The 1,315-nt window shown below is 68.1% G+C and carries 2 protein-coding genes; both read left to right on the top strand.

Features of this window, described 5'->3' with window-relative positions; all coding sequences use genetic code 11:
* The first annotated feature begins 295 nt into the window (after positions 1 to 295).
* The gene (htpX, locus tag AC5RUJ_RS16485; protein WP_493979860.1) at positions 296 to 1,165 is read left to right on the top strand and encodes a zinc metalloprotease HtpX; all 870 of its coding nucleotides are present in this window, start codon (positions 296 to 298) and stop codon (positions 1,163 to 1,165) included.
* 7 nt (positions 1,166 to 1,172) lie between these two features.
* Positions 1,173 to 1,315: histidine phosphatase family protein (locus tag AC5RUJ_RS16480; protein WP_494156270.1), on the top strand; the 143-nt coding region annotated here is incomplete at its 3' end.

Raw genomic sequence — 1,315 nt, 5'->3', positions numbered from 1 at the left:
ATGACGACGCCGGCGCCCGGCTGTCATTTGACGACGGCGGCGGCGGTCAGTGGCTGGGCGAAGGTTTTGCCGCGCTCGCCGGCGGTGTCGCCTGTGTCTGCGCCGTCGGGCTGCTGCACAGGTTCCAGCCGCGGTTCTCCCGCTACAACGACAGGCACCCCGAGCCCTAAACGCCTGGGCGGAACATGGCGCCGGACTCCAGCGTTGGAATAAGTGACCGGTGGATACACTGAAAGACGGAGCCCTGTGCCTGCATGGCACGGGGCCGATGGGCGCGGGAGAGGACTCATAAGCGGTGCACAACCACTTCAATGGACTGAAAACGGCCGGCCTGCTCGGTGGGCTCTTTGCCCTCCTGCTGGCAATCGGCGCGCTGCTGGCCAGCGGGACCGGCAGCGCTAATTGGATCTGGATCATGGCCCTGATCGGCGTGGGCACAACCGCCTACAGCTACTGGAACAGCGACAAGCTCGCCATCCGCAGCATGCAGGCCTACCCCGTGACCGAAGCCGACCAACCGGGCATGTACCGGATCGTCCGTGAATTGTCTGCGCGGGCGAACCAGCCGATGCCCCGGCTCTACGTGTCCCCGACGATGGCGCCCAACGCCTTTGCCACCGGCCGCAATCCCAAGAACTCGGCCGTGTGCTGCACCGAGGGCATCCTGCGCCTGCTGGATGAGCGCGAATTGCGCGGCGTGCTGGGCCACGAGTTGATGCACGTCTACAACCGCGACATCCTGACCTCCTCCGTGGCCGCCGCGGTGGCGGGCGTGATCACGTCGGTCGCGCAGTTCCTGTTGTTCTTCGGCGGCCGCGACCGCAACGCCAACCCGCTTGCGCTGATCGCCATGTCGCTGCTGGCTCCGCTTGCCGCCATGCTGATCCAGATGGCCGTCAGCCGCACCCGCGAGTACGACGCGGACGAGGACGGCGCCACGCTGACCGACGATCCGCTGGCCCTGGCGTCGGCGCTTCGCAAGCTGCAGTACGGCACGCAGCAGGCGCCGCTGCCGCAGGACCAGAGGCTGGTCAATACCAGCCACCTGATGATTGCCAACCCCTTCAAGGGCGGCGGCGCGAAGAAGCTGTTCAGCACCCACCCTCCGATGGACGACCGCGTGGCGCGGCTGGAACGGATGGCCGGACGCCCGCTGGGCTACTGAGGCAGGCATGCGGCTGCTGCTGATCCGGCACGGGCAGACCCACTCCAACGTCCGCGGGCTGCTGGACACCGGTGCCCCCGGGGCTGAGCTGACCGACCTGGGGCAGGCACAGGCGCGGGCGCTGCCGCAGGCGCTCGACGGCGAGCCGAT

The sequence above is a fragment of the Arthrobacter sp. Y3223164 genome, assembly GCF_059091005.1.
Note: the sequence above shows the minus strand (reverse complement) of the source record. Positions and strands in the feature narration are given on the sequence as shown.